24 protein-coding genes are annotated in these 25,890 nt (G+C 32.3%); 10 read left to right on the top strand and 14 right to left on the bottom strand.

The features are described 5' to 3' along the window. Window positions 1-86 precede the first annotated feature (86 nt). The 7 genes from HNQ03_RS06385 to HNQ03_RS06355 form a co-directional block, all read right to left on the bottom strand. Window positions 87-1,559: an alpha-amylase gene (locus tag HNQ03_RS06385; RefSeq protein ID WP_173778843.1), complete on the bottom strand. Its 1,473-nt coding sequence runs from the start codon at window positions 1,557-1,559 to the stop codon at window positions 87-89. Window positions 1,560-1,696: 137 nt separating this feature from the next. Beyond that, window positions 1,697-2,965 (bottom strand): serine--tRNA ligase, encoded by a 1,269-nt coding sequence (serS, locus tag HNQ03_RS06380; protein ID WP_173778842.1) that lies wholly within the window; start codon window positions 2,963-2,965, stop codon window positions 1,697-1,699. Between the two features lie 58 nt (window positions 2,966-3,023). After that, window positions 3,024-3,533 carry a hypothetical protein gene (locus HNQ03_RS06375; RefSeq protein ID WP_173778841.1) on the bottom strand — a complete coding sequence of 170 codons (510 nt, stop codon included), beginning with the start codon at window positions 3,531-3,533 and terminating at the stop codon, window positions 3,024-3,026. 4 nt (window positions 3,534-3,537) lie between these two features. After that, entirely contained in the window at window positions 3,538-4,782 is a 1,245-nt protein-coding gene (locus tag HNQ03_RS06370; protein ID WP_173778840.1) for an oligosaccharide flippase family protein, read from the bottom strand. Continuing rightward, on the bottom strand, window positions 4,779-6,431 hold the full coding sequence (locus tag HNQ03_RS06365) for an asparagine synthetase B family protein (RefSeq protein ID WP_173778839.1): 1,653 nt from the start codon (window positions 6,429-6,431) through the stop codon (window positions 4,779-4,781). Before HNQ03_RS06365 ends, HNQ03_RS06370 begins: the two co-directional genes overlap by 4 nt. Further along, complete coding sequence (locus HNQ03_RS06360) at window positions 6,428-7,555, bottom strand: glycosyltransferase (protein ID WP_173778838.1); 1,128 nt, start codon at window positions 7,553-7,555, stop codon at window positions 6,428-6,430. Before HNQ03_RS06360 ends, HNQ03_RS06365 begins: the two co-directional genes overlap by 4 nt. A gap of 89 nt (window positions 7,556-7,644) precedes the next feature. Then, window positions 7,645-9,915 (bottom strand): aconitate hydratase, encoded by a 2,271-nt coding sequence (locus HNQ03_RS06355; protein WP_173778837.1) that lies wholly within the window; start codon window positions 9,913-9,915, stop codon window positions 7,645-7,647. Between the two features lie 313 nt (window positions 9,916-10,228). On the opposite strand from HNQ03_RS06355, the gene HNQ03_RS06350 reads away from it, so the two are divergent. The 4 genes from HNQ03_RS06350 (at window position 10,229) to HNQ03_RS06335 (ending at window position 14,987) form a co-directional block, all read left to right on the top strand. Continuing rightward, on the top strand, window positions 10,229-12,331 hold the full coding sequence (locus HNQ03_RS06350; protein WP_173778836.1) for a TonB-dependent receptor: 2,103 nt from the start codon (window positions 10,229-10,231) through the stop codon (window positions 12,329-12,331). 55 nt (window positions 12,332-12,386) lie between these two features. Beyond that, window positions 12,387-13,094, top strand: a complete 708-nt coding sequence (locus HNQ03_RS06345) for an HU domain-containing protein (RefSeq protein WP_173778835.1) — start codon at window positions 12,387-12,389, stop codon at window positions 13,092-13,094. A 91-nt stretch (window positions 13,095-13,185) separates the two neighbouring features. Further along, the gene (locus HNQ03_RS06340; RefSeq protein WP_173778834.1) at window positions 13,186-13,707 is read left to right on the top strand and encodes an acyl-CoA thioesterase; all 522 of its coding nucleotides are present in this window, start codon (window positions 13,186-13,188) and stop codon (window positions 13,705-13,707) included. Window positions 13,708-14,057: 350 nt separating this feature from the next. Continuing rightward, complete coding sequence (locus HNQ03_RS06335) at window positions 14,058-14,987, top strand: NAD(P)-dependent oxidoreductase (RefSeq protein WP_173778833.1); 930 nt, start codon at window positions 14,058-14,060, stop codon at window positions 14,985-14,987. A 293-nt stretch (window positions 14,988-15,280) separates the two neighbouring features. Here the strand turns inward: HNQ03_RS06335 and HNQ03_RS06330 are convergent, their stop codons facing one another. Then, complete coding sequence (locus tag HNQ03_RS06330; RefSeq protein ID WP_173778832.1) at window positions 15,281-15,511, bottom strand: helix-turn-helix domain-containing protein; 231 nt, start codon at window positions 15,509-15,511, stop codon at window positions 15,281-15,283. 94 nt (window positions 15,512-15,605) lie between these two features. Here HNQ03_RS06330 and HNQ03_RS06325 point away from each other — a divergent pair, with 94 nt between their 5' ends. The 6 genes from HNQ03_RS06325 to HNQ03_RS06300 all read left to right on the top strand — a co-directional run bounded on the left by HNQ03_RS06325 (window position 15,606) and on the right by HNQ03_RS06300 (window position 22,002). Beyond that, window positions 15,606-17,183, top strand: coding sequence for a hypothetical protein (locus tag HNQ03_RS06325; RefSeq protein WP_173778831.1), 1,578 nt, complete (start codon window positions 15,606-15,608; stop codon window positions 17,181-17,183). A 17-nt stretch (window positions 17,184-17,200) separates the two neighbouring features. Further along, a complete protein-coding gene (locus HNQ03_RS06320) occupies window positions 17,201-17,761 on the top strand; it encodes a DUF6705 family protein (RefSeq protein WP_173778830.1) in 561 nt (186 codons plus the stop codon). A gap of 43 nt (window positions 17,762-17,804) precedes the next feature. Beyond that, window positions 17,805-18,248: a hypothetical protein gene (locus HNQ03_RS06315; protein WP_173778829.1), complete on the top strand. Its 444-nt coding sequence runs from the start codon at window positions 17,805-17,807 to the stop codon at window positions 18,246-18,248. Window positions 18,249-18,502: 254 nt separating this feature from the next. After that, window positions 18,503-19,756 (top strand): serine hydrolase domain-containing protein, encoded by a 1,254-nt coding sequence (locus HNQ03_RS06310; protein WP_173778828.1) that lies wholly within the window; start codon window positions 18,503-18,505, stop codon window positions 19,754-19,756. A 27-nt stretch (window positions 19,757-19,783) separates the two neighbouring features. Continuing rightward, window positions 19,784-21,538: an Ig-like domain-containing protein gene (locus HNQ03_RS06305; RefSeq protein WP_173778827.1), complete on the top strand. Its 1,755-nt coding sequence runs from the start codon at window positions 19,784-19,786 to the stop codon at window positions 21,536-21,538. Continuing rightward, window positions 21,535-22,002 carry a heme-binding domain-containing protein gene (locus tag HNQ03_RS06300; protein ID WP_173778826.1) on the top strand — a complete coding sequence of 156 codons (468 nt, stop codon included), beginning with the start codon at window positions 21,535-21,537 and terminating at the stop codon, window positions 22,000-22,002. The genes HNQ03_RS06305 and HNQ03_RS06300 overlap by 4 nt, the downstream gene beginning before the upstream one ends. Here HNQ03_RS06300 and HNQ03_RS06295 read toward each other — a convergent pair. From HNQ03_RS06295 to HNQ03_RS06270, 6 genes are all read right to left on the bottom strand, one after another. Further along, on the bottom strand, window positions 21,987-22,496 hold the full coding sequence (locus HNQ03_RS06295) for an NUDIX hydrolase (RefSeq protein WP_173778825.1): 510 nt from the start codon (window positions 22,494-22,496) through the stop codon (window positions 21,987-21,989). The two genes, HNQ03_RS06300 and HNQ03_RS06295, sit on opposite strands and share 16 nt — an antisense overlap. Window positions 22,497-22,900: 404 nt before the next feature. After that, complete coding sequence (gene xerD, locus HNQ03_RS06290) at window positions 22,901-23,806, bottom strand: site-specific tyrosine recombinase XerD (RefSeq protein ID WP_173778824.1); 906 nt, start codon at window positions 23,804-23,806, stop codon at window positions 22,901-22,903. Between the two features lie 19 nt (window positions 23,807-23,825). Next, window positions 23,826-24,164, bottom strand: a complete 339-nt coding sequence (locus HNQ03_RS06285) for a HepT-like ribonuclease domain-containing protein (RefSeq protein ID WP_173778823.1) — start codon at window positions 24,162-24,164, stop codon at window positions 23,826-23,828. Beyond that, window positions 24,136-24,468, bottom strand: a complete 333-nt coding sequence (locus HNQ03_RS06280; protein WP_226927447.1) for a nucleotidyltransferase family protein — start codon at window positions 24,466-24,468, stop codon at window positions 24,136-24,138. Before HNQ03_RS06280 ends, HNQ03_RS06285 begins: the two co-directional genes overlap by 29 nt. A gap of 36 nt (window positions 24,469-24,504) precedes the next feature. Next, complete coding sequence (locus HNQ03_RS06275; protein WP_226927446.1) at window positions 24,505-24,939, bottom strand: deoxycytidylate deaminase; 435 nt, start codon at window positions 24,937-24,939, stop codon at window positions 24,505-24,507. Window positions 24,940-25,113: 174 nt separating this feature from the next. Then, the gene (locus tag HNQ03_RS06270) at window positions 25,114-25,881 is read right to left on the bottom strand and encodes an enoyl-CoA hydratase/isomerase family protein (RefSeq protein WP_173778822.1); all 768 of its coding nucleotides are present in this window, start codon (window positions 25,879-25,881) and stop codon (window positions 25,114-25,116) included. Window positions 25,882-25,890: the final 9 nt, after the last annotated feature.

Raw genomic sequence — 25,890 nt, 5'->3', positions numbered from 1 at the left:
GATAATATTGTTTTTTGAGAAAATTTTAACAGAACTATAAAAAATTAACAAAAAGATTAGTGGTATTTAAAGTTGTTAGTGATGTTTTATTCCACCACCCAAACGGAAACATTTCCTGCAGGAACAGGGAAATTTCCCCAACCGTTTTCATCTATAATTACTTTATCTTCATACCAGCCAAGATAATCATAGAAAGTTTTCCCAATATATTTTTGGCCCATTTCCATGGATTTTTGGTAGGCATCTTTGTTGCTTAAAACTACTGCACAACCAGCGTGAGATTCATCACCTTCACGTGTCCATCCAAGGCAATTGGCATCTTCAAAGTAATCTCTTTGTATTCCGTAAGCGAAATTTTTTCTTGCTATTAATAATTCTTCAATCTTCTCTACTTTTGGTAAAATTATTTCTTGATCGTTGCCTTCTTTGTCTTTATCGGTATACTTTGCGCCAAACAAATCTGGATAAAACAAACATGGAAAACCATTTTCCCTCAGTAAAATTAACGCGTAGGCCAAAGGTTTAAACCAAGGTTCTACTGGCGCTTCCAAATCCTGCAAAGGTTGCGTATCATGATTATCTACCAAAGAAACAGAGTGCAGTGGATCTGCAAGCGTTAATGTTTCAGCAAATATTTGTCTTAAATCGTAGGAGTTTCCTTCTTTGGAAGCTACGTGAAAATTGTGTTGCAAAGAGGAATCAAACAAACTCATGCAACCTTCCGTATATTCTAAATATTTTTGCAACAGTGGTAAATTTCCGGGTGCCCAATATTCTCCCACAGCAAATATGTTTCTGCCAGCATTAGATCGCAATGTTGTAAGCCATTCTTTATAAAAATCAAAAGAAATATGCTTCACAGCATCCAATCGAACTCCATCAAAATCTGTCGTTTCTTGGTACCATTTTCCCCAATGATTTAATTCTTCTCGCACGAATGGATTTCGATGTTCGATATCATTAAACATTAGAAAATCATAATTTCCTTTTTCACCGTCAATCATTGTATCCCAACCATCTCCGTAATCATTAACAATGCGAAAAATCCCATCTTGCTGTCCTTCAGCATAATCTACGCCAGAAAAACAAGTGAAATTCCATTTGAAATCCGAGTATTTATTATTTCTTGCTTCAAAATCAAATTTTGTGTAAGATTCTATTTCCATCACATCACTGATTGGCTTTTCCCTATTTTCAGGATCCACTTTTACTACTTGAAATTTCTCTGTAGTTTCTCCGCCAGCTTTATGATTGAGTACAATATCTACAATCACCTTTATCTGTTTATCCTTCAAAGACTTTATGGCACTCAAATACTGTTCTTTGCTACCATATTTTGTAGGTATTGATCCTTTTTGATCAAATTCTCCTAGATCAAAAAGGTCGTAAGGATCGTATCCAACAGTGCTTTCTCCACCATTTCCTTTCGTAGCAGGCGGAAACCAAACATTATCTATTCCTAATTCTTTTAAATGTGTTGCAGAATTTTTTATTTCATCATATAATGTAGAATTTCCTTCGGTATACCAATGGAAAAATTGAAGCATTGTAGAGTTCATATCTTTAAATTAAAATCATTCAAAAATAAAAAAGTAAGCTTAAAAACAGTAATATAATTTTTGCAAATTGTTTCAAATCAAAGCAAAAAAAATCTGTGAAAAAAATTCACAGATTATAATTTATTTATAAAAATGAACTATCCAATCATCTCAAATTTTGCATAATCTGCAATTATTTTTGGTAATTTGATACCATCTTCTGTTTGATTGTTCTCCAAAAGCGCCGCCATTATTCTTGGTAAAGCCATTGCAGAACCATTTAATGTATGTACCAGTTGATTTTTACCTTCTGCTTTATATCTGCATTTTAATCTTGTGGATTGGAAAGTTTCAAAATTAGAAACAGAAGAAACTTCTAGCCATTTTTCTTGTGCTGCACTCCAAACTTCAAAATCATACGTCATTGCAGAAGCGAAACCCATATCGCCACCACAAAGTCTCAAGATTCTGTAGGGTAATTCTAGATCTTCCAAAATACTTTTCACGTGATCTACCATTTCTTCCAAAACAGCATAAGAATTTTCTGCTTTTTCAAGACGTACAATTTCAACTTTTTCAAATTGGTGCAATCTATTCAAACCGCGTACATGAGCGCCATAGCTTCCAGCTTCTCTTCTGTAGCATTGGGTGAATGCAGTATTTTTTATCGGCAAATCTTTCTCTTCTAGCAAAACATCTCTGTACAAATTGGTGATTGGAACTTCTGCAGTTGGAATTAAAAATAATTTGTCTTCGTTGATGTAGTACATTTGTCCTTCTTTATCTGGCAATTGTCCAGTTCCATATCCAGATGCTTCATTAATTACGTGAGGCGGATTGACTTCCAAATAACCAGCATCCACATTTTTATCTAAAAAATATTGTACTAAAGCTCTTTGCAATCTTGCGCCTTTTCCAAAATAAACGGGAAATCCTGCTCCAGCAATCTTTACTCCCAATTCAAAATCTATTAAATTGTATTTTTTTGCCAATTCCCAGTGTGGAATATTGCCTTCGCCAAGACCTTTTACTTCATGAGATTGAAAGATGATTTCGTTTTCTTCTGGTGTTAGTCCATTCGGAACTTTTTCATTTGGAATATTTGGAATTGTGTAGAGAATATCTTGTAATTCTGCTTCCGCTTTCTTTAACTCTTCCTTTTGTTTTTCAATTTCTTCTTTATATTTAGATGTAGCAACTTTCGCTTCATTGGCTTCATCTTTTTTTCCAGCTTTCATCAATTCTCCAATTTCTTTGGAAAGTGCATTCATCTTTGCAAGATTTTCGTCTAAATCAAATTGAATTTTCTTTCTAGAATCATCTGTAGAAATTGCGTCATCAACCAAAGATATTGGTGAGAAATTTTTTTTCTTCAAACCATTTAAAACTCTTTCTTTCTCGTCTCGCAAAAATTGAACTTGTAGCATTTAGTAGTATTTTTCTTATTATTAAAAATCAGTAGCAAATTTACAATTTTGATTAATCTTATTTCAAAATTTTAAAAGTATTTTCACCATTAGTGGTTTTTGTAAAAACTTGCTCATTATTATAAATCACATTGTCTATTTGAAATCTTTCTGGCGAGAAAGAATAATTGATAATCATGGTATCATCTACAACAAAAGTTCCCAGATTTGGTGTTGGTTTTGAAAACTTCAATGCAATTTTAGATTGATATAATTTTCTATCTAGGTTTGAGGAATCTATTAAAACACGTTTTGCGCCCGCAACGTATTGTAAATAATTGATGGTATCGGCAGTTTTCAACAAATTAATAGTTACTGGAGAACTATCTGTATCTCCATTGATGTCGTTGAAAGTAAGCGTTTGATATCCAAAATCTACATTACTGTTCAACATATCTATACCAGCAGAATCTACAAATATATTTAAGGTTTGATCAATTTCGCGTATCACAGAATCGTCTGTTCTACAAGATATTACAGAGACGAAACATAAAATAATGGTGGAGAATATATTTAAAAATTTTTTCATTTAATTATAATTTACGGTAATATAGATAAAATAAAAATGCAAAAAACACACCTGAAAAAATCATCGCTACAGAAATGCTAATTGCCATACCCAAAATGAGCATTTTTGGCACCAAAATAAAGGATAAAATTACAAGAATTATTAAGGATAAAAACGAAACAATGCTATTAACTTTTATTTTCCCAACTGCAGAAAGCAAATTTCCATATAAATTTCTAGAAAGCATATTGAAGGCAAAAGCAAAAAGTAAGATGCTGAAAATCCAACCGTTATTTCCATATTTGCTTCCAAAAAAGTAGCTCAATATTTGCTGGTCAAAGTAAAACCCTACTAGAAAAATAATGGTACAAACTGGTAAAAATATTTTGTAATAGTTGATGATATAATGTTTTAGAAACACCTTGTTTTTAAAATTTTTCGCCAATTTCGGAAAATCAGTTTGCATAAAAACCAAAGAAAGAAAGGTGATGTTTGCAGGGATCAAAATGGCAACTTTATAGTTTGCAACAGCAGTATCATTTAAAATAAAACCCAATAGTAGTACATCTGCAGAAAACATCAAATCTGATAATAATGCTGTGGCAGAAGCGAAAATACCATATTGAAACAATTCCTTTTTTGTAAATGAAAAATTTATTTTTAATGATTTAGTAGGAATTTTTTTTAACCAGAACAAAGAAATAAATGGCGTAAAAGCGATCGAAAATAAATAACCTTGGAAACCAAAAAGATAAGTTAATGATACTAATAAAACTAAACCAAATACATTGACATAATTGTTCACTTTTGCAAAATTTCCATTTTCATTTTGTATTCTAAAGTAACATTGGATATGGTTGAAAAAATAAAAACCAACCAATCGAATAGTGAAGAATATGAAAACAAGGAATATATCTTCAAATTTATTAATGAAAAATATTGAAGATAAAAGAAAAGCAAGGCTCAAAATTATTTGATATAATAATCCTTTCCTAAATAGATAAGCAGCGAGGTTATTTTTTTCTAAATTTTCTGTAGAAACTGAGCCAAAACGCAATAGACTTTGCTGGCTACCAAAACCATTAAATGTGGAGAAAATTGCAAAAGTGGAAGCGACAATCGTAAGGGTTCCAAATTCTGAAATAGGCAACATTCTGATGATAAGCCAAGAACCAAGAAAAGCGGTAATTTTACCTAAAAGCAAAGATAGAAATACAAATTGTCCTTTGCTTTTCAAAAATTGTTCTAGAAATAGCTTTAAACTTTTCATTTGGAAAAATAAAGTTTAAAAATACCTAAAATATTGATAGATTGGCATTTGTAATGAAATTTTTTGGAAGAAAACAACGTGATTAAATCTTGTTGCAATTCTGGAAAAGCTTCAATTCTCCCAATGTTATCCTCAAAATAAGTTTGATAAATATTTTGCAAATTACTATTTTTTTCAAAATAATATTGATACGGATACATACTCGCAGCTTGCGGCATCTTGAAGATTTTATTATTTAAAATATTAAAACCTCTTTTCACAACTTGATCTCCAAAAGTGGTTTTCCATGCGGCGTTTGGTTTCATTAATGTTCTTTCCCAACGATATTTTGTTGCTTCTAGGCAATGCTTATTGATCCATTCTACATAGAATTGATGCTTGTACTTCCACTCTTCTGGAATAGAAATTGCGAATTTTAGGAAATCTTTTGTCATGAAAGGCGAAGTTTGATAGGCTTTTTTTTCTAAAACATGCGCGCCAATTACAGTTCTATTGAATGCAATGTTTCTTATTAGAAATAATTCTTCAGTTTCATAATCGTCTATCATTTTATCTAGAGAATTTTGAACTTTTGGTAGAAAAAAATCATTGCCAATAAATTTATAACCAGTTGGTTTTTTTCTTTTCGGTTCAGAATTAAAAGCTCCTAAAACGCCATCTCCAATCGCACCACCATGAAAAAGCGCAAAATTTTCGTATTGCATATTTTCTAGCGCATGTTGAACGTGAATTGCACCGGTGAAAAAGCTCATGCCTTCAGAAATTTCTATAAGCTCATCTATTTTATTCAAAAATCTGCCCTCGTCTAAAGGAATAAATTCATAATGAATGTTGAAATCTTCAGCTATTTTTTTAGAAATAGTATGATCAAAATAATTGGATTGTGAGAAACAAAGCGCGTTGTCTGGTTTATATCCATTTTTAATAGCATACAGCATCGCAACTCGGCTATCTAAACCACCGCTTAAAAACGCGAGATGATTTGTATTTAATTCAGCATCTTTTTCATATTCTAAAACGATAGATTCTGTGAAAATCTCATGAACTTTATCTATAGATTTCTCTTTGTTCAAAGTACTTCGCGAAATATCTGCAAGAGAAAAATACTGTTTTTCCGTAAGTTCTAATGTATTTAAATCGATTTCTAAAAAACAGCCGTCTAGAAGTTTTTTCACCTTATAAATCGGCGTTTTATCCTCTGGTAAGTTTCCGAAACATAATAATTGATAAAGAGATTCTTCATCTGGTTCTGAAATGACACCAGATTTTTTAAGGTTTTCATTTAATCTAATTAAACTTGAATCTATAAAAATTGTATCTTTAAATTTGCCATAAAAAACCCTTTGTGTGGAAGTTATGTTGGTGAAGATAAATATTTTATTTTGAATTTTATCCACAATAAAACCACGATATTCTCCTTCGAATAAATTGATAATTTGCTCTTTTTGATTTCGATATTTTTCTCTGATGAAAGTTTCAAAATCTTTCAAAGCAAATTCTTTTAATAATTTTTTCTTGTTCAATAATACTCCTTCGAAAAGAAAATCAAAATTTTCTGTTTGAAGATAAAAATCGTCATAATTATTTTGCAGAAAAGAGTTGAAAGTATTTTCTGATGAATTTATTTGTATGGAAAACCCCTTTATCATTGCAAAACTTTTGTATAAATTTCGTCAAATTGTTTGGCTATTGATTCTCTGGAAAAATTCGAAAGCACATAATTTCTCATGACTTCTGGCTTTTCTATTTTAATGGTATTTTCTAGCAAGTTTTTCATTGCTTCATACAAATCTGTTTCGTTATTTTTTTTTATTAGAATTCCGAAATCTTTTTGCAAGAATTCTGGAACACCACCTACAGCTGTAGAAATAACGGGAATTCCACAGGCAAAAGATTCTAAAATAACGCAACCTTGAGTTTCGTTTTCACTAAAAAGGATAAAGCAGCTGGAATTTTGCATTTTTTCTGCAACTTGTTGATAAGATAATTCACCAAATGTTTCTATAAAATTTTCAGCATTTAAATTCTCAATTTGTTTTTGTAAATTTTGAAAATCTCCATCACCACCTAATTCTACTGTGAATTTAAAACCATCATCATGCAATTTTTTTGCAACCGCGATGATTCTATCTGCTTTTTTTCTTGGAATTAAATTTGAAATATGCAGAAATTTTGGAACCGAAATTTCATTTTTTTTAATATTAAATACTTCTGTGTTTACTACGTTAGAAATTACCTTTTTTTTAGTTTTAATTCCAATTAATTCTAGACTTTCTAAAAGGTTTTGGCTTACTGGAAGGATGAACTCTGCTTGGTTTCCAATAATTCTTGCGATTTTTAATATTAAATTTGGTGTCTTGTGCAAATTATCTTTTTGCAAAGCCGTCCAATGTTCCGTAATAATAAAGGGAATATTGTACATTTTTTTTAGCCAAACAACGAAAAGCAAAGGATTGTGCATCACGTTTGCGTGCACCAAATCTGGTTTTGTCATTTTTTGAAATCCAAATTTATACGCTTTCATTCTTCGCAAAAAATTGAGCGTAGAAAATTTAGAATTTTTAAAATAAATAATTAATATTCTTACATCATTGATAATTTGATCTTCAAAAACAAATTTCTCCTTCTGATTTTTAATTCCAACTGTATGCAATACTTCTACATCATTCAATAATGAAACTGCTTCTGCATGTCTTTGCACAAAATTTCCAGCGGTAGGTTCTGTTTTATTTGGAAACCAAGAGGATATAAATAGAATGTTTTTCCTTTTCAAAATATTTTCGCTGTAGGTTATTTAAAAATAAAATCCCTTCCAATATCGATTTAAAGCGAGACTGAAAGGGAATATTTTAAGATAAAAATTTATTTATTTGCTTCTGCCGCAATTAAATTTAAAGCAGAACCAGCGATGTACCAATCAATTTGTGCTTGATTGTAGGTGTGGTTTGTTACAATTTGATCTTTACTTCCATCTGCATGAACCAATTCTAATAGTAATGGTTTTCCAGGTGCAAATTGATCTAAATCTAGGAAATTGATTGTGTCTTCTTCTAGAAAAAGATTGTAATCTTCTTCATTATTAAAAGTAAGACCAAGCATTCCTTGTTTTTTCAAATTTGTTTCGTGTATTCTTGCAAAAGATTTCACCAAAACTGCTTTCACACCAAGATGTCTTGGCTCCATTGCTGCATGTTCTCTAGAAGATCCTTCTCCATAATTGTGATCTCCAACTACGATGGTAGGAATTCCTTCTGCTTTATAAACTCTAGCAGAAGCCGGAACTTCCATATATTCTCCAGTTACCATATTTTTTACGGTATTGGTTTCCATATTATAAGCGTTTATAGCACCTATCAACATATTATTTGAAATATTGTCCAAGTGTCCACGATATTTCAACCATGGTCCTGCCATAGAAATATGATCTGTTGTACATTTTCCAAAAGCTTTAATTAAAACTCTTGCATTGGTAATATTTTTCCCATCCCAAGGTTGGAAAGGTGTTAGTAATTGTAAACGATCAGATTCTGGGTTTACCTTAATTACAACTCCAGATCCATCTTCTGCAGGTGCTTGAAAGCCATTGTCTCCTACATCAAATCCTTTTGGAGGCAATTCCATTCCACTTGGTTCGTTCAATTTTATCTCTTCACCATTTTGGTTTGTCAAAGTATCTGTGATAGGATTAAAATCTAATCTACCCGCTAAAGCAATTGCAGCAACCAATTCTGGTGAAGCAACGAAAGCATGAGTATTTGGATTTCCGTCTGCTCTTTTTGCAAAATTTCTATTAAAAGAATGGATGATAGAATTTTTTTCACCTTTTTCTGCTCCTTCTCTGTCCCATTGTCCGATACAAGGTCCACAAGCATTGGTGAAAATTCTAGCGTTTTCAAATTTTCTAAAAGAATCTAAGAATCCGTCTCTATCTGCCGTAAATCTCACGGTTTCAGAACCAGGATTAATTCCTAAAATTGCAACTGGTTTTACACCTTTTGCTACAGCGTCTTCTACTATAGAAGCAGCTCTAGAAAGATCTTCATAAGAGGAGTTGGTGCAAGAACCAATTAAAGCCCATTCTATATTTATTGGCCAATCGTTTGCCAAAGCTTTTTCTCTAAATTCTGCTACCGGAGTAGCCAAATCTGGTGTGAAAGGTCCGTTTAAATGTGGAGAAAGAGTATCTAAGTCTATTTCTATTACCTGATCAAAATATTGTTCTGGATTTGCATATACTTCTGCATCACCTGTTAAGTGTTCTGCAATTTCATCTGCTGCATCTACTACATCTTGTCTTCCTGTCGCAGAAAGATATCTACGCATAGAATCATCATACCCAAAAGTAGAAGTTGTAGCTCCTATTTCTGCACCCATGTTACAAATAGTTCCTTTTCCAGTTGCAGATAAGGAAATTGCACCGTCTCCAAAATATTCTACAATACAACCAGTTCCACCTTTCACGGTTAGAATTCCGGCTACTTTTAAAATAATATCTTTTGCGGAAGTCCAACCATTTAGTCTTCCTGTTAATTTTATACCTATTAGTTTTGGCATTTTCAGTTCCCATGCCATTCCTGCCATCACGTCTACTGCATCTGCACCACCAACTCCGATGGCTACCATTCCCAATCCACCAGCATTTACGGTGTGAGAATCTGTTCCAATCATCATTCCACCAGGAAATGCATAATTTTCTAATACAACTTGGTGAATAATTCCTGCGCCTGGTTTCCAAAAACCGATTCCATATTTATCACAAACTGAACTTAAAAAACTAAATACTTCAGAGTTTTTGTTGATTCCATCTTGAAGATCAGATTCTGCTCCAACTCTCGCTTGTATCAAGTGATCTGCATGAGCAGTAGATGGAACTGCAACTTTCGCTTTTCCCGCTTGCATGAATTGAAGTAAGGCCATTTGTGCTGTTGCATCTTGCATCGCAACTCTATCTGGCGCAAAATCTACGTAAGAATTTCCTCGCTCAAAGGTTTGAGAAGCAGCGCCATCCCAAAGGTGAGTGTAAAGTATCTTCTCCGAAAGCGTTAATGGCTTTCCTAGTACGTTTCTAGCAGCAGCTATTTTCTGAGGGTATTGCTCGTACACCTTCTTTATCATGTCCAAATCAAAAGTCATATCTGTAATGTTTTATTTATCAAAAAAATTGTGGAAAACAAAAATACAAAAAAATAGGAAGTTCTTATGTACTTCCTAAATAATAATTCCTTTTTATATATTTTAAACATAATTATTTGTAGTTTTGTGTTTGCAAATTTAAGGGGTGCTGTAAAAAGCTGAGATGATACCCAATGAACCTAGAACAGGTAATGCTGTTTAGGGAAAACCAATGAAGAATTGGTAATAAGCGATGTATATTGCTTATTATCTATTGTCATTATATCACAAAAAGCCCCTTTTATTCAAATAAATTAAACAAAAATTTACAAGAATGAAAGGATTCATTATTTTAGGACTAGCCATTAGTCCATTTAGTTTTGCTCAACAATCGCAAGACACGCTGAAAACACAAGACATAGAGTCTGTAGTTTTTACCAAAAAATTACCCATCGCAAAAGAGATTATTTCTGTGGAAAAAGATCTCTCTCGAAAAAATTTAGGACAAGATCTCCCTATTTTACTGAAAAACCAAACGAGCATCGTTTCAACTTCTGATGCCGGAAACGGAGTAGGATATACTGGCTTTAGAATTCGTGGTGTAAGTGGAACCGCCATAAATCTAATGTTGAACGGCGTTCCTTACAATGATTCTGAGTCTCAAGGTACATTTTTTGTTAATGTTCCAGATCTTACGAGTTCGGCATCGCAAATTGTAATTCAGCGTGGAGTAGGAACTTCTAGCAATGGTGTTGCGGCTTTTGGAGCAAGTGTAAACATCATTTCTAAAAAACCAGAAGAAAAATTTTATGTAAAATCTGACAATAGTTTTGGTTCTTTCAATACTTTTAAAAATTCTGCCGAAATTGGTTCTGGAAAATTTTTGAATAATAAATTGAGCCTCATGGGAAGATATACCCGTATTCAATCTGATGGGTTTATAGATCGTGCTTCTTCAAATTTAAATTCATACAATATTGCGGCTTTATTTGAAGAGAAAAATACGGAGATACGCTTCTTAGCTTTTGGTGGGAAGGAAAAAACCTATCAAGCTTGGAATGGAATTGATGCAGAAACGTATAAAAACGATCCTAAATTTAATATCTCTGGTGCCATCTACGACCAAAACTTTGAAAATATTGTCGATTTTTATGATAATGAAACCGATAATTATAGACAAAACCATTACCAATTGCTTTGGAACCAAAAGCTTAAAAATAATTGGAATTTAGAAACAACCTTGCACTTTACAAAAGGCAAGGGTTTTTATGAAAACTACAAACAATCTGCAAAATTTTCTAAATATAATTTAGCAAATGTTGGAACTTCTTCCAGAACAGATTTCATACGAAAAAAATGGTTGGATAACGATTTCTACGGCGTTATATCCACACTTTCAGGTGGTTTTAAAGATGTGGATTTTAATGTAGGAATTGTTGCAAATCAATATGATGGCAAGCATTTTGGCAACGTGACAGGCGTTTTCCTTCCAGAGATTAATGAGCACGAATATTACCGAAATAATTCTGTGAAAAAAGAATTTTCATCTTTTGCGAAGGCTTTATATAAGGTAGATCAATTCGAGTTTTTTGGAGATTTGCAATTGAGAAATATCAATTACGATACGAATGTAGTAATGGAAGGTGATGATGAAGGAGCAAATCTGAGTAACTCTTGGCTGTTTTTCAATCCAAAAGTTGGTTTTAATTACAAAATTCCGTCTGGGAAATTGTATTTTTCTTACGCACAAGCAAACCGAGAACCGAATAGAGACGATTTGTTGAGCAACCCAGAAACGAAATCTGAAAGATTGCATGATTTTGAAGCAGGAGTAGAAAAATCTATCGGTATATATCAATTTTCTAGTAATTTATATTTCATGAATTACAAAAATCAATTGGTTCTGAATGGAGAAATAAACAATGTTGGCGAGTTTATCCGCATCAATTCCGGAAATAGCTATCGTGCTGGTATAGAATTTTCTGCTCAAGCAAATTTATCTGCTCGATGGATGCTCTCTGGTAATGCAACTTTTAGCAAGAATAGAAATAAAGATTTCAATATAGAAAATGCAAGTGGCATCAACAATTTGGGAGATACGCCAATTTCTTTCTCGCCAGAAGTGATCTCGAATGTATTAGTTCAATTTAATCCTACTAAAAAATTGAGTTTGTTTATTCAAAATCAATTCATTGGAAGCCAGTTTTTAGACAATACAGATAATGAAAAATTGAAATTAGAATCTTATTTCTTATCAGATTTCAATGCGGTTTATCATTTAGATTTAAAAAGAGTAGGAGTAGATTTTAATTTACTATTAAACAATATTTTTGATAAGCAATATGTGAACAACGGATTTGTGTATGATGTAAATCCATATTATTATTCTCAAGCAGGATTTAATTTCATGGCAGGATTTTCTATAATTTTAAAATAATTGTACTTTCAAAAATTAACTTTCTAGAATAGCAAAAAACACCTAAATTTGCAACGTGAAAAATATTCCCCAATATATTTTAGATTATTTGCAAAATCATCAACGTGCGATTGTTCCAAATTTCGGTGTTTTTACTTTGAAAAATGCGGGTGCACAATTCAATAATGAAAATAAAAGCATTATGCCGCCTTCACAATTGGTTTGTTTTCAGCAAAATTTTGCGGAAGAGAATGAAAATTTAATTCAATACATTTCCAAGGAAAAAAATGTTTCTGCCCAAAATGCGAAACATGAAATCCAAACGCAAACAGACTTTTGGAAAAAGAAAATTGCTGCAAAAGAAGAATTTGCTATTTCAGAACTAGGAAGTTTTGTGTTAGAAAACCACCAAATGAACTTTGTTGGGAAAAAACTACCTGCATTAGCACCAGACTTTTTTGGATTAGAAGAAATTGTGTTTTCCGAAATTGAGAATAAAGAGAAAGAAATTTCTCCTAATGCTGCAGAAAAAAATCAGGATTATAAACTAAGCAAAAGCATCTTGTGGTTGTTTCTGTTAATAATTCCAATTTCAGCATTGGCATATTTTGCCTTCACCAATCAAGAATTTATATTTGGCAAGAAATCTTTTAATGATGTTACCATCAAAAATGCGACGCACAGAATAGAAGATAGCAAACCAGCAAAAAAAGTACAAATAATTGTAGATTCTACAAAAATGGATAGCTTAAAAATAGCTCCGCAAAACATTAAAAATCAGTAATTAAGCGTGAAATCGCAACAATATTTTTGGTGTATTAGTAATTGCGCGTTTGCCATTATCTATCTCCATTTAAATAAATAGAAATTCAAACATGAAAACGAAAAATGAAAAAGTAGCCGCTGAATCTCATACAATTATGACGAATATTGTGCTACCCAATGAAACCAATTCTTTGCGAAATCTCTTCGGAGGAGAACTACTTTCTAAAATGGATAGATGTGCCGCAATCGCATCTGCAAGACATTGCGAAAGACGTGTGGTTACAGCTTCCGTCAATCATGTATCCTTCAATCATCCCATTCCAGAAGGTGGAATTGTGATTTTGGAAGCCAAAGTTTCTCGCGCATTTTCTACCTCTATGGAAATTTACGTAGACGTTTGGTTAGACGATCCTATTAACCAGACAAAAATTCATACAAACGATGGGATTTACACGTTTGTAGCGGTAGACGAATACAACAAACCAGTGCCTATTCCTGCTTTAATACCAGAAACGGATCTAGAAAAAGAGCGTTTCAATGGCGCTTTGCGTAGAAAAGAACTGTCTTTAATATTATCTGGAAGAATGAAACCTGCAGATTCTGTAGAATTAAAAAAATTGTTTTGTAATTAGTATTGATATTATTTTGGAAGATAATTGACTACGTCGAAAACTAAAATTTATTTTTTATGGCAGCTTTTTGACTTCGTCGAATGTTTAATTATTATTATGGCAGACATTTGACTACGTCGAAAACTAAAATTTATTTTTTTATGGCAGACATTTCCGCCCTCCGTTCCCGCTTTTTTCTGTTGCTTCGCTTTGGGCTCAGTCACAGAAAAAGAGCTTCACTCAGGTCGGGCTGCAAAGTGTAGCAAGTTTAAAGTTCGTTTAATTTTTGAAAAAATTTCTCAAGCTTTTTGTTATTCAAATTATTTGTGAAAATTTTTTATCGTTGTTTTTTAATTTTAAAAATTTAAATTATGAAAATCCTTCAACTAGACAAAAACCACCGTTTAATTGCTGAGCAACTCTCGGCGAAAGGATTTTTAATAGAAGAAGATTTTTATTCTTCTTACCAAGAAATTTTAGAAAAAATTCGTCATTTTGATGGCATTATTATTCGCAGCAGAATACCATTAGACAAAAACTTTCTAGAGAATGCAAAAAATTTAAAATTCATAGCGCGAGTTGGTGCGGGAATGGAAAATATAGATGCAGAAACCGCCCAAAAATTAAATATCAAACTCATCAATTCTCCCGAAGGAAATAGAGATGCCGTTGCAGAACAAGTTGTGGGCATGCTTTTAGTGTTGATGAACCGACTTTTTATCTCTTCAATAGAAGTAAAAAACGGAATTTGGAAACGCGAAGAAAATCGTGGTACAGAACTGAAAGGCAAAACTTTCGGCATTATTGGCTATGGAAACATGGGAAAAGCCGTGGCAAAAAGACTTTCTGGTTTCGGGGTTGAAGTTATTTTTCATGATATTTTGCCCAATTTAGAAGATGAATTTGCAACGCAAGTTTCTCGCCAAGAATTGCAAGAAAAAGCAGATATTGTGAGTTTGCATTTGCCATTAACGCAAGAAAGTAAATACTATGTAGATGGAAAATTCATAGCTGCAATGAAGAAAAATTTCTATCTAATTAATACTGCAAGAGGAGAGCAAGTAAAATCCAAAAGTTTGATAGAAGCTTTAAAAGCCGGCAAAATTTTGGGTGCAGCTTTAGATGTTTTAGAGTATGAGAAACCCTCTTTTGAGAATTTAAATACTAAAAACCCAGATCTGCAATACCTTTTAGAATCTGAAAAAGTAATCGTCACTCCGCACATCGCAGGTTGGACGGTTGAAAGCAAAAGAAAATTGGCACAAGTGATTGTGGATAAGATTTTGGTAAATTTCAGTTAAAAACCACACCAAATCATTATTAAACCCCTCGCTACACGTTCCAGATACAACTGTTGGGGTTGTAGAACCCTACTTTTGAGGTTACAGAATAAAGTGTTGAGGTTTTGAGATGATATTTTCAGGTTCAATAAGCCTATTTTGGGGTATATCAACCGCAACGAAGGTGTTTTGTAAGCCGTGAGATGTTTTCCAGACCGCAAAATATCATTTCAGAAGGGCAAAATATTAGTAATACAACCGCAAGCTATCATTAAACAAGCCCGAAATAGGAGTTTTGAAGATGTAATAATTAGTTAAATTTCTAATTCTGCAAAAAATTCTTCTTTAGAAACATCAAGAGCATCAATTATTTTTAAAATATTGAGAATTGAAGTATTTATTTTCCCACGTTCTATTCTGGTAATTTGGGAAATCTCTACATCCAAAGCAAAAGCAATATCTTTTTGCGTAAGATTTTTTGCAAGACGTATTTCTTGGATTTTCTTTCCAATTTTAATTAGTATTATTTCGTCTTGGTTTTGCACAAGGCAAAGTTTGGATTTTAAAGAAAAAATATAGTAGGCGTATTTGCCTATGTTAAAATTTGTTTTTATGTTTCGGGCAACTAATAATCAAATTATGAATAGAAAGTATTTAAATGTAATCCCAGCGATGCTATTGCTCTTTGCAATCCTGTTTTCCTGCCGTCCAGATATTCTTCTGGAGCAAGATGCAAGAAACCAAGCGGCACAAAGCGGCCTAACTTCTAAAATTATTTCTTTAAAAGAAAGTGCGCATAGAAATAAAATTTTGCCAGAGTTGAAATTTGCAAAGCAGCAGCTTACTAATAAATCAATTAATCCGTTTGGTAAAACAATAAATTTTGGGGATAGTATTTCTATAGATACAGAAGGTGTAATCTATATAGAAAATGGACCTAATTACCACACTTATACTTTTAATATAAAAAGAACAAATCCGCAAGCAAATGACCCTGTAGAAAATCTTTTACTTGCACCTTTGCCAAATGGAACATATCAAGAATTTTTTGTTTCTTATAATTTAAGTGTGCAAGAAAAACAAAAATTAATCTTTGGTCATCCTGTAGATACAAAAGGTAAAACTTTAATAACGGAACTTACTGCTGGTACAATGAATAGTGGTAATCACTTAGCAAAAAGTACGATGGTGTGCGTTTGGAAATCTACTATCGTTTATCAACCTTGTAAAGGAGGAGCACACAATGAAACTAATTTTAATGTAACGGCTGATGTTTTTGCAAACTGGGCAAATTGTAAGAATCCTCCTGAACATCAACCTAGTTATTATATAAATACATCATATAGTTGTGAAGAAGTTGCAGAAGCGATTGTACCTATTGATGGAGCTGGTGGTGGTGGAGATTCTGGCGGTCCAGGTGGTGGCGGTGGAGATCTAGGACCAGCACCAGATCCTTGTGTGAATGCAGCATCAAATCCTGGGGAAGTTGGTCTTGTAGATGGAAATGGTTGTGCTATTGGTGTGCCTACGCAACCGAATGTGGGGCCAATAAAAGGCAAAACCCCTTGTGAATTAATTAAAAAAACGACGGATGATGCAAAGTTTATTGCTAAAAAAGCAATTCTAAAAACTAAAGTAAATTTAACTAATGAGGTTGGGTACAAATTAAGTTATCCAATGCCAGGTACAAATCAGGTTGGTACTCAAGATCAAATACTTGAAAATTATCCGGGTACCAATAGGCTTAATTTTAATTACACGCCCCAAACATTCGCTATTTTACATTCACATCATAATGGGTTGTATCCAATCTTTTCGCCAGATGATTTGATTGAGTTAAACAAATGGATTGCAGGCGTGATAGCCTATAATGCTGATCCTAATAATACTATTAAAATAAACGTAAAAGAATTAACAATTTCAGTTGTTACTGAAACTAGCACATACCTTATGTCATTTGATAGTACAACTATTGATGCTTACCCCGCGTATACACAAGAAGAATTTGATGATATTATCGATGATTACAAGGACTATATGATTGCTGCAGGAAATTCTTATCAACAAGATTATATGGAAAAACTAGAATACCAGTTCTTAAAATTTACTGAAAAATATATGCCAATGCCAAAAATGAAATTATTTGAAGTTTTGGATTCTGGAAATTTTGAAATATCTTTAGTGAATGGAAAACGAAAACGAACGGCTTGTCCTTAAAACAAAATAAATAAATTATGAAAACAATATTATTCTTACTATTAATTACAACTATTTCTTGCAAATCACAAATCTTTCCTTTAAACACAAATTTGGATGATGTGCCTTACAATGGATATATAAAAGATTTAGATAACGAACTTGATAAATATGTAGGTATTTGGGTAGGAAATTGGAATGGAAAAACGCTCTCTATTGAATTCAAAAAAGTTAAAGATCATAGAAATCACCCACAATATCCATATTATAAAGATAGAATTTTTGGAGAAAGAAAGGTTGTTAGTTCAAATGGCGTAGTAGAAATAGATAGGATAACAAATTTCGATTTTGATAGTCCTGAAATTAGGGGACCATTTCGAAGCTACAGTGGGGAAGAAAAATTTCTTTTTTCGCCTAAAAACATGTGTAGAAAGCGGGTCTCATTATACATCAAAAGTTTTACAACTACACAAATGACCTTGCATTTTGAATATGAGCCTAGTTACTACGATGCAGATTGCCAACACAATGCTTATGAGCAACAATATGGAGACTTTCCCGTCAACTTTCCTAAAGATATTGTTTTAACAAAACAATAAAAAAATTCCTGCACCACGCAGAAATTTTTAACTTTACTGGACTATGAAAAATTTTATACTATTAATTACATTTTACCTTGGAATTTCTTGTACAGCTCAATATCCGTTGAAAACGGATTACACTGAAATACCTAATAATTCTTATTTAAAAGACCTAAACAATGAATTACCGTCTTTCGTAGGGATTTACAAGGCAAATTATCAAAACTATATTATTACTTTAAATATAAATCTGGAAAACCATAAATTGATTTATGGTCTTCTAAATAATTACTACAATGATTTAATAAACATAGATTATAAAATAGAAACTACTAATGGTTTAATTGTTTATAATACTCAAGATCAGTATATTTCACAGACACAACTAAGACATACCATACGCAGCATGTGGGTTGAAGACAGCGGAACAAAATTACTTTTATATTACGGTGGTACAAATTGTGGAGTAGGATGGGGCGAAATAAAATTAACAAAATTTAATTAAAATCAGCTTTCTTGGGACTATGAACCTAACAGCACATTATTAGATAGTAATAAATGTCCATCAGGATCTGATATTACAATTCATCTACCAGTAGCATCAAATATTATTTTCACAAAACAATAAATAAAATTCCTGCACCACGCAGGAATTTTTGTTTAGATCCTCTGTTAAAATTTTCCCAAAATGTATTTAAAAAAATAGATTTTTAGAAGATTTCTGTAAATTGCTTTCAATCTAAATTTCAAGATGATACAATGAAGAATTTTCTTTTCTTAATTTTCTGTTTTCTACTCATTTTCTCTTGCAAAAAAGATGAAAATTCTTCCAAAATTTTTAAATCAGATCTACCCAACTTTTCAAACGTAAAATTAGATGATGTCTTCACCAAAGAAGAAGGTAAGCTAGAAAATGGCGATTCTGCGATTGCGAAAGTAGACGATTATTACAAAAATGTTTGGGAAAATGGAGATCTTTGGGGTGGGTTTTTGATAGCGAAAGGGAATACAATTATTTACGAAAAATACCGGGGATTTTCTCAAGAAAATAATCAAAACCCAATAGAAAATAATACGCCACTTCATGTAGCTTCCATCAGTAAAACCCTTACTGCAATGGCAACTTTGAAATTAGTAGAAGCGGGGAAACTCAATCTTAATGATGATCTTTCTAAATTTTTTCCAAAATTTCCTTACCCAGGGATTACAGTTAAAAACCTTTTAACCCAAAGAAGTGGACTTCCAAAATATGAATATTTTGTAGATCACATCGATCCTCTCGCCAAAGAACTTTCCAAAGATTATCTGAAAAACGAGGATGTAGTAAATCTTTTAATAAAATACAAACCACCCGTTTCTCGCTTACCAAATACTGGGTTTGAATATTGCAATACCAATTTTGCACTGCTTGCTTTAATTATAGAAAAAGCTACTAAAACACCTTTTCCAAAAGCAATGGATGAAATGGTATTTCAACCATTGGAAATGAAAAATTCCTTTATTTTTCAGAAAAAAAACATGAAGTCTGCCGCAAGATCTTTTTACCAAAGAGGGCCAAAAGTTTATCCTTATGACAGGCTAGATTTAATATACGGCGATAAAAACGTGTACACAACTCCACGAGATTTGCTCAATTTTTCTATCGCTTTATATTCCAAAGATTTTTTGAGAGAAGATTTGAAAGCTATGATTTTTGAACCTTTTTCTAACGAAAAAGCTGGAGTCAACAATTATGGAATAGGTTTTCGGATGAAAATTTTTGACGAAAACTCTAAATTAACCTATCACAATGGTTGGTGGCATGGTACAAATTCCGTATTTGCACATCTTTTAGATTCAAAAGTAACTATTATCGCGATAGGCAATAAATTTTCTAGAAGGGTGTATTCTGCGCTTTCGCTTTCCGCTCTTTTTGAGAATCTGCCGTATGAAGCAGAAAAATTTAATAAAGCAATAGGCGAAACGGAAGAACCTGCCAAAGTATCTGATAGCACAAACGTATATTCCGAATAAACCCGTAAATTTGCCAAAAATTCTTTCATGAAGAGATGTGTGCTTTATTTTTTGATGGGTTTCTTATTTTTTTCTTGCGCCAGAGTTGGATCTCCTGTTGGTGGCGAGAGAGATACCATTCCACCTGTATTTTTGGGCGCAAATATAGATACCACGAGAATAAATGTAGATAGGAACATCAAAAAATTGAGGTTAGATTTTAATGAATACATTCAATTAAAAGATGTGCAAAAAAGTTTAATCATTTCTCCGCCCATCAAGAAAATAGTGAAAATTTTGCCAACCACTTTGGCTACAAAATTTGTAGAAATTACTTGGGAAGATTCTTTGCAGGCAAATACTACCTACAATTTCAATTTTGGAAATTCTATACAAGACAATAACGAATCTAACATATTGAGGTATTTTAATTTTGCATTTTCTACCGGAGATAAAATTGATAATCTATACATAAGTGGCGAGGTTTCCGATGGGTCTAAAATAACCAAAGTTGCTAATACTATGAGTAAAAATGTAGTAGGATTATACAAAGATTCCGACTCTTTAAATTATAAAGAAAAGCCATACTATATTTCTAATGCAGATGACGATGGATATTTTGAATTGAATTATCTATCACCCGGAACCTATAAAATATTAGCTTTTGAAGACGAGAATGGCAATTCTATATATGATGAAGGAAAGGAAAAAGTAGCATTTCAAAAAGAAAATATCGTGTTAGAAAAAAATATTTCTGGCATACCATTGAAATTATTTAAAGCTAAAAAGAAAGTTAAATATAAAGAACTTACCGAAATGAATGGTGGAGTCTTAATGACTTTTGAGGGAAATCCAGAAAAAATTGATGTGCTTTCTATTTCAGAAAAATTGACAAAATATAAGGCTGTTCACCAAAAGTTTTCAGATTCTGTGAGGGTTTATTTCAATGCAGATTCTCAAAATATTGGTATTGCTCAAACCGAAAAATTAGAATTTTCTTACAATGCAGATGGCAAAAAAGATTCTGTTTCCCTTTTCTACAAAAAAAATGAGAAAAATGAAATGACCATCATTAATAATGAAGGAAATCTGTTGCCACCACTAAAGGAATTTAGATTTACCTCCAATCAAATTGTAGACAAAGTACAGCCAGAAAGTTGGACTTTAAATAAAGATAGTACGGTTGCAATACCTTTTACTGCAAGAATTTCCGAAACAAATCCTTTTCAAGTTTTGGTAAAAGCCAATTTTGTAGAAGGAGATAAATATCAATTAACAGTAGCCTCAAAGACAGTTTCTTCTTATTACGATAGCAATGCAAAACCATATCGTTTTGATTTTGAAGGTGATAAGACGGAAAATTATGGTGTGTTTTCTGTGAAATTAAGTAATATACCGAGCAATAAATTTTGGATTCAACTTTTGGATACAAATGAAAATGTGATGTATAGCAAATACACCAATGCATCTGATATTTCATTCAATATCATAAAACCTGGGGAATATTTCGTAAAAATTCTCTCTGATGAAAACGAAAATGGGTTTTATGATGATTCAGATTTTTCTATTTTAAAAGATGCCGAACCAGTATTTGTCTTTTATAAAAAATTAAATATTCGTCCACTTTGGACCATAGAAGAAACATGGGATTTGAAAGATGAGCGAAAATTAGATCCATCTGCCACCACGATTTCCAAACCCACTAACCTTCCAAATAACGAAGAAAACGAGAGAAATAAATTAGATAGATCCAGCAATGGGTTTAATTCTACCAATCAATCTACAAAAGAATTAAGACGATGAAAAAATTTTTAAAAATAATAGGATTTATAATTTTAGGATTTGGGTTGATACAACTCATCCCGATAGATCAATCTCAAAAACCAATAGACCAAAAAGCGAAATTTGAAGTAGTGGAAAATACGCCACCAAAAATTGTAAATTTACTTAAAAATACCTGCTACAATTGCCACTCTTTGGAAACTAAATATCCTAATTATGCATCTATTGCTCCAATTTCTTGGGTGATAAATGGGCACATAAAAGAAGCGAGAAGTCAGATGAATTTTTCAACTTGGGCTGCTACAAATCCGGATTTGCAGCGCAGCATGTTGCAAAATGCAATAGATGCATTGGAAGATAGAAGCATGCCAAAACAAAGCTATGTAGCCAATCATCCAGAAGCAAATATCAATACTGCAGAGCGAACTTTATTAGCTAATTATTTCAAAAAAGTTTTGGATTCTGGTACTCACAAATTAAAATAATTTTTCAAAAATTTTTGCTGAGAATCAAAAGCCAGATCTTCTAAATTCAGGTTTTCTTTTGTAATCCACTGTATTTCAGAAATCTCCGAAATTTCTAATTGCACTTCGGTTTTTTCTTGCATTTCGTAGAGATAAAAGAGATCTATCGTATTGTAATCTATATTTTTGTATTGATAAACGTTGGGCAAACTGGCTACATACACCAATTTAGATTCATCAATATCCATTTTCATTTCCTCAAAAAGTTCTCTTTTGCAAGTGGTTTCTGCACTTTCTTTTGGGTCTACAAAACCACCTGCCAAATCTAATTTTCCTGCTTTTGGTTCTTGGTTTCGCTTGGTAAAAAGATATTCGTCGCCACATTTTATAAGAACTGCAACTGCACCTGCAACATTATTATACAGCGTGAAATTGCATGGGCAGCTCCATTTTTTTTCGCCATCGTATTGCAAAGTTTTGTTGCCGCATTTTGGGCAGAAAGGCATATTTTCCATAGGTTTATTTAACTACAAAATTATTTAGCAAAAAATTTTTAAACCACAAAAGAAACAAAAGGAAACTGCTAAAGAAGTAGTTCAAAAGTTAAAATAAGTTTGAAAATATTTTAATTTCAACTTAAAAACATCTGCTTTTGTGACTTTTCTCGTTTTGAGAACAAGACAAGTAATGGTTAATTTTTCAGATTTTAATTTTTGTAATGCACTGAAACAAAATTTAAAAAATCTTTGATAAATTTAGTGAATCAAAATGTAATATTAAATATTTAGTGCAATTTTTTACTGCAAAAGAAACGAAAGTTAAGTTAAAGATTTTGTTAGAGTTGGAATAGATTTACTACAAAATTTTGGTTACTATTGAAAAACTAAATACGCGTTATAGGCTTTTGTCAATTTAGCGATTATTTATTTTTATTTCTCGGATGGCAATTTAAAATTACATCTCGCAATTCTTCGGTATCCAAATGTGTGTAAATTTCTGTAGTGGTGATGCTAGAATGTCCAAGCATTTCTTGTATGTAGCGCAAATCTGCACCATTTTGCATCAAATGTGTTGCAAAAGAATGGCGAAAAGTGTGGGGTGAAATATTTTTTTTGATGCCTGCTTTTTCCGTTAAATCTTTAATGATGATGAAAACCATATTTCTGGTGATGGCATTTCCTCTTCTATTTAAAAATAAAATATCGCTAAATTTTTCATTAATTTTTCCTTCTGCACGTTCATTATTAATGTAATTTTTAATAATTTTAGAAGTAAATTCTGCCAAAGGAACGAAACGCGTTTTACCACCTTTTCCTTCAATTCTCAAGTACAATTCTTTGAAGTTGATGTTAGAAATCTTTAGTCCCGTCATTTCAGAAACGCGCAAGCCGCAACCATAAAGCACTTCTATCATGCATAGATTTCGTTTTCCAAGGGGATTTGAAAGATCTACAGCTGCAATTATTTTTTCGATATTTTCTAAACTTAAGGCATCTGGCAAATAAATTCCCAATTTTGGCCCTTCCAAAAGTGCGGTTGGATTGTCTGCGCGAATTTCTTCTTCTACCAAATAATTAAAAAACGCTTTCAGAGAAGAAATGCATCTTGCTTGCGTTCTTTCGCTTAAATTTTCTTTAGAAAGTTCAAACAAAAAATGCTGAATATTTTCGTAATTGATTGTTTCTGGGGAAAATTGATCGTCAGTTTCGGCAAAAGATTTCAGTTTAGAAACGTCACTTAAATAACTGGAAATGGTATTTTTCTCAAAATTTTTTTCAAATTTTAGGTAGTTTTGAAAGTCTTTGAGTTTTTCTTTCCAGGTCATAGTTTTTTAAAAGCGAAGACTAAATTTTCTTTAATATGTTTAAAACTTCAAGTTTCAATTGAGGTAGGTGCCTTTGAATAATTGCCCAAACTATTGTGCTATCAATATTATCATAAGAATGCACAAGTCTATTTCTAAAGAAAATAATTTTTTGAGAATGCTCAATATTTAAATTTGGATTTATTTTTTTTAAATTATTAAGAGCTTCGCCTACTATTGCTAATTGTCTTTCTACGGCACTTTGAGTTTTTAAATCTTTTTGATATTCATCAAAATCTTTTTGATCCGCTGTGAAATTCTCTATTAAATCTACAGCTATTAAAATGTCATTAAGATATTTTGTAGTCCTGTCCATCATAAATCAAAATTTTAGTAGCGTCGATGTTTTTTTTTAAGATAGGATTTTTTATAGATTTATAAGTAAGTAGATCAACTTTTCTTTCAAAAAAAAGTTCAAATTTATCCCAAATTGACATCAGTTTTTCTCCATGTTGTAGTGGATCTTCATCACTAATTTCAATCATTAAATCTATATCACTTTTACTTTCATCAAAATTTGGGGTAATTGAAGATCCAAAAGCATATAAACTTTTCACATTATGATTTTCACATAACAATAAAAATTCAGCCATTTTCGTATTAATTGCGTCTCGTAAATTCATAAGGCTAATTTAGTGATTAATTATCTCAAATTTAAGCTAAAAATCTTCTTCCGAAATTTGCAATACATCTATTCCATGATTTTTTAAAAATGAAATACCATCATCATCAGAATATTCGTGGATGTAGACCAATTTTGAAATTCCAGCTTGCAAAATAAGTTTGCTGCATTCTTTGCAAGGTGAAAGTGTGAGGTACAAAGTTGCGCCTTTTGCAGATTGGGTAGAACTCGCCAATTTCAAAATTGCGTTGGCTTCTGCATGCAACACAAACCATTGCGTTTTTCCGTTTTCATCTTCACAATTATTTTCAAAACCAGAAGGTGTTCCGTTGTAACCATCAGAAATAATCATGCGATCTTTCACGATGAGTGCGCCAACTTGTTTGCGCTTGCAATATGACAATTTTGCCCATTCCATCGCCATTTTCAGGTAAGCAATATCAAATTTTGTAGGATTTTTGTTTAAACTCAAAGTGTAATTTTAACCACAAAAGTAACAAAAGTTTTGTGGGAATTTAGTAATTAAAGAAGGATATAAACTGAAACCGTAGGTTTTCAAAACTTTTGTTAACCGTAAAAAAAATTTACAGCAACTTTATAAATAATTGAGACTGCTTGTATTCCTTTTGTGGTAATCTTTCTCAGCTTAAAACTGCGGTTTTCTTTTCTCCAAAAATGCCAAAACCCCTTCTTGCTTATCTTTCATTTCAAACAATTCTCCGAAGGATTTTATTTCCTTTTCAAAGCCTTTTTCGGTATCGGAAAGATTTACGGCTGCTATTGCTTTTGTGATTGCTAATGGTGAATTTCTGGAAATTTGGGTAGCTAATTTCATGCATTCTGGCATCAATTCTTCTAAAGGAAATACTTCATTTGCCAATCCAATTTCTTTTGCACGTTCGCCAGAAATCATTTTTGCAGAGAAAATCAGTTCGTTTGCCAAACCTTTTCCTACCAATTTTGGCAATCTTTGCGTGCCACCATATCCGGGAATTAATCCTAAAGTTACTTCTGGCAAACCCAATTTTGCATTATCCGAAGCGTAGCGAATGTGGCAAGACATTGCCAATTCTAAACCGCCGCCCAAAGCAAAACCATTTACAGCTGCGATTACAGGTTTATTTAGGTTTTCAATTTTATTAAATAATTTGTCTTGTCCTGTTTTTGCTAAATTTTCAGCTTCTCCAGAATTAAAATCTTGAAATTCTTTAATATCTGCACCAGCTACGAAAGATTTTTCGCCACTTCCGGTTAGTATTGCTACTCTGCAATTTTCGTCGGCTTCAATTTCAGAAAATGCTTGGCTCAATTCTTCGATGGTTTGCGCGTTCAAAGCGTTCAAACTTTCTGGTCGATTGATGGTAACGATAGAAATTGCAGCTTCTTTATTGATAATGATATTTTGAAAACTCATGTAATTGTA

Source organism: Frigoriflavimonas asaccharolytica (assembly GCF_013294015.1).
GTDB classification, from domain to species: Bacteria; Bacteroidota; Bacteroidia; order Flavobacteriales; family Weeksellaceae; genus Frigoriflavimonas; species Frigoriflavimonas asaccharolytica.
Note: the sequence above shows the minus strand (reverse complement) of the source record. Positions and strands in the feature narration are given on the sequence as shown.

Bases quoted from the DNA above. Each gene is read 5' to 3' on its own strand.
- HNQ03_RS06385 (WP_173778843.1), bottom strand. From the start codon at position 1,559: ATGAACTCTACAATGCTTCAATTTTTCCATTGGTATACCGAAGGAAAT.
- serS (WP_173778842.1), bottom strand. From the start codon at position 2,965: ATGCTACAAGTTCAATTTTTGCGAGACGAGAAAGAAAGAGTTTTAAAT.
- HNQ03_RS06375 (WP_173778841.1), bottom strand. From the start codon at position 3,533: ATGAAAAAATTTTTAAATATATTCTCCACCATTATTTTATGTTTCGTC.
- HNQ03_RS06370 (WP_173778840.1), bottom strand. From the start codon at position 4,782: ATGAAAAGTTTAAAGCTATTTCTAGAACAATTTTTGAAAAGCAAAGGA.
- HNQ03_RS06365 (WP_173778839.1), bottom strand. From the start codon at position 6,431: ATGATAAAGGGGTTTTCCATACAAATAAATTCATCAGAAAATACTTTC.
- HNQ03_RS06355 (WP_173778837.1), bottom strand. From the start codon at position 9,915: ATGACTTTTGATTTGGACATGATAAAGAAGGTGTACGAGCAATACCCT.
- HNQ03_RS06350 (WP_173778836.1), top strand. From the start codon at position 10,229: ATGAAAGGATTCATTATTTTAGGACTAGCCATTAGTCCATTTAGTTTT.
- HNQ03_RS06340 (WP_173778834.1), top strand. From the start codon at position 13,186: ATGAAAACGAAAAATGAAAAAGTAGCCGCTGAATCTCATACAATTATG.
- HNQ03_RS06335 (WP_173778833.1), top strand. From the start codon at position 14,058: ATGAAAATCCTTCAACTAGACAAAAACCACCGTTTAATTGCTGAGCAA.
- HNQ03_RS06325 (WP_173778831.1), top strand. From the start codon at position 15,606: ATGAATAGAAAGTATTTAAATGTAATCCCAGCGATGCTATTGCTCTTT.
- HNQ03_RS06320 (WP_173778830.1), top strand. From the start codon at position 17,201: ATGAAAACAATATTATTCTTACTATTAATTACAACTATTTCTTGCAAA.
- HNQ03_RS06315 (WP_173778829.1), top strand. From the start codon at position 17,805: ATGAAAAATTTTATACTATTAATTACATTTTACCTTGGAATTTCTTGT.
- HNQ03_RS06310 (WP_173778828.1), top strand. From the start codon at position 18,503: ATGAAGAATTTTCTTTTCTTAATTTTCTGTTTTCTACTCATTTTCTCT.
- HNQ03_RS06305 (WP_173778827.1), top strand. From the start codon at position 19,784: ATGAAGAGATGTGTGCTTTATTTTTTGATGGGTTTCTTATTTTTTTCT.
- HNQ03_RS06300 (WP_173778826.1), top strand. From the start codon at position 21,535: ATGAAAAAATTTTTAAAAATAATAGGATTTATAATTTTAGGATTTGGG.
- HNQ03_RS06295 (WP_173778825.1), bottom strand. From the start codon at position 22,496: ATGGAAAATATGCCTTTCTGCCCAAAATGCGGCAACAAAACTTTGCAA.
- xerD (WP_173778824.1), bottom strand. From the start codon at position 23,806: ATGACCTGGAAAGAAAAACTCAAAGACTTTCAAAACTACCTAAAATTT.
- HNQ03_RS06285 (WP_173778823.1), bottom strand. From the start codon at position 24,164: ATGATGGACAGGACTACAAAATATCTTAATGACATTTTAATAGCTGTA.
- HNQ03_RS06280 (WP_226927447.1), bottom strand. From the start codon at position 24,468: ATGAATTTACGAGACGCAATTAATACGAAAATGGCTGAATTTTTATTG.
- HNQ03_RS06270 (WP_173778822.1), bottom strand. From the start codon at position 25,881: ATGAGTTTTCAAAATATCATTATCAATAAAGAAGCTGCAATTTCTATC.